This window comes from Lentibacillus sp. L22 (assembly GCF_040812445.1).
Taxonomy (GTDB): Bacteria; Bacillota; Bacilli; order Bacillales; family Amphibacillaceae; genus Lentibacillus_C; species Lentibacillus_C daqui.
The window spans coordinates 1-2,095 of sequence record NZ_JBFNXI010000093.1; the positions used below are offsets into that span (position 1 = coordinate 1).

Annotated in this window: 4 protein-coding genes; 3 read left to right on the forward strand and 1 reads right to left on the reverse strand. The window is 33.7% G+C overall.

The genetic code is table 11. The features are described from left to right. Both ABRT01_RS18145 and ABRT01_RS18150 read left to right on the forward strand, forming a co-directional pair. Nucleotides 1-255, forward strand: a 255-nt coding sequence (locus tag ABRT01_RS18145) for a hypothetical protein (RefSeq protein ID WP_367749171.1), incomplete at its 5' end; no start/stop codon positions are given. A 78-nt stretch (nt 256-333) separates the two neighbouring features. Then, nucleotides 334-948 carry a hypothetical protein gene (locus tag ABRT01_RS18150; RefSeq protein WP_367749174.1) on the forward strand — a complete coding sequence of 205 codons (615 nt, stop codon included), beginning with the start codon at nt 334-336 and terminating at the stop codon, nt 946-948. 19 nt (nt 949-967) lie between these two features. On the opposite strand, the gene ABRT01_RS18155 is transcribed toward ABRT01_RS18150, so the two are convergent. Beyond that, a complete protein-coding gene (locus tag ABRT01_RS18155; RefSeq protein WP_367749177.1) occupies nt 968-1,285 on the reverse strand; it encodes a serine hydrolase in 318 nt (105 codons plus the stop codon). Nucleotides 1,286-1,784: 499 nt separating this feature from the next. Between ABRT01_RS18155 and ABRT01_RS18160 the strand changes: the two genes are divergently transcribed. Further along, nucleotides 1,785-2,033 carry a DUF443 family protein gene (locus ABRT01_RS18160; RefSeq protein ID WP_367749180.1) on the forward strand — a complete coding sequence of 83 codons (249 nt, stop codon included), beginning with the start codon at nt 1,785-1,787 and terminating at the stop codon, nt 2,031-2,033. The last annotated feature ends 62 nt before the right edge of the window (nt 2,034-2,095 follow it).

Below are 2,095 nucleotides of genomic sequence, written 5' to 3' on the forward strand. Positions count from 1 at the left end.
GAATTTCCAAAAGTACTTTACCAGATAAAGGTTAGATGTCATTTTTACTCTGCGAAAGTTGAGTTACTATTTTCATTTTTATTGTTAACGGTTATTACAGTAATTGCCTCCAATATACCGAAATTATTTGAAGAAAATGAAGTGGGGCTTGTTGAAGATGCTTACACAAGTAAAGGCCTCTATTTCGGGCCTCAATATTACGTACATTTATCGAACGGAAATATACAGCGCATTTTTAAGAATGATTTTCTTTAACTAGAAAAAGGCGATACATTTAAAACGTTTTTTAATCAAATCTCCCTTAAAGATTTTCTGTTGGCCTCGATGATTACGATGTTATTTTTATGTTTGTTGTTTGCTTTGGTTTACATGTTTGCATCTGAAATATTTGGACAGATGAGATGGTTTAAATGGATTGACGAAAGGAAAGAACAATTTAAAAATGTTATAGTGACGCCTTTTACAAGAAATAAAAAACAACTTGATATACTTAAACGAGTGGGAATGATCATTTTTATCTTGTCATTGTCAATGCTGCTTTTGCTAGTTGTGAAAAATGTTGTGTATAAAGTGGTACCCTTTGGAAAAACGAATGCGGCTGCAGAGTTACTTAAATATGAAAAAGAACGAATAGCTAATCCGAAAGTTCCTATTGTTACGTACACATTAACCTATCAATACACAGATAAAGATGGTACATTGTATAAAACAAAAAAGAACGTTTCGTCGGCTACATACAATAGGTACAAAGGTAAACGATTTATTCCAATTATGTATCGAAAAAACCTTCCTTACGATACATTTATCGAAAATCGTTCGATGGGAGAGTTTATTAGTCCGCTTTTTAGCGTTCCAACGTTTATTTTTGCGTGTGTTGGTTATTTAGTATTTTTTTTGATTAAAAAGTATGTAGAAGTATGGGGAATTCCATTTATTCGGACTGATTGAATGATAAAGGTAATGTTTATTACATAATAGTCGAGAGTCCAAAACAGGTTTTAGAAGGATTCATCATTTTTCGAGGGATTAATTTTAGACATAGATTAAGTATGGGTTCTGGAAATCTTTGATCGCCCCTCTTCAAAACATCCGGCAATCCACTTGTTTGAAACAATAAATTTGAGAGTGTAAGTTCCCTTGAATACTCTCCATCCTTATAAATATGAAGGTTACGTAATGTATCTTCATGAAAGTATTTGGTTACTTTATCATCCAATGACAGTCTATCTTGTTCCTTCAAAATAAAAATACAGGTGGTGGTAAATAGCTTGGTAATGCTTGCCATAAGAAATGAAGAATCAATACCCTCCCCCTGTATGTCTTACTGCATGAAAAATCACCATTTGTATTTTCACAAGTAATACATCCTAGGTTATCAAACTCCGAATGCTTATTTCATCAAGAAAATCGTAGCACTTAAGCGCACTAGTTCATTCTTTCGGGACAGCGTCTCATGGAGTATATCACTCGCTCCACTCGCTCTTGACACGCCCCCAACTTAACGTAAAAATAATATGTATCCATTGATGGGCATCCTATAATTTGGGCAAATAATATTTCAGCCCACCTGAACTTATAAAAATCTGTGTCTTGACAATAGGGTCCACTTTAGCGGTTGGTAGTAAAGTTGACGAATTAACCGGCGGTATTAATTATTTCAAGAACGATGTAATAAAGGGAGCTGTAATATGATCGATAGTGCCAGCGATGCCTTAAAAAGTGGCCTTGATTTTATTAATCCGTTTTCTTAATGCAATCAATCAAATGAAATGAGGAATCCTCGAATGAATTGTGAAGTACGAGATATACCAAAAATTCTTAGATATCGAATGTTAACAATCGATGGGGAAGTATATATACTGGATTTATGGGGGTCTTTTTGGAAAATAATATTCCCGTTTTTATTTTGGATACTCCCGAATCGCGTTTATAAAGTAGCACTAGCGTTGCATAAAGTTTTTCTACAAATGTCAAGAAAAATATTTAGTTGGGACATTAGGAATAATGGGAGTTTTCACTACAAAAGTCTATAAAAAAACCTTATAATAAGGGAATGGTAGTCCTGTCCAAATCCCAAATTATAAGGAGAACTCAT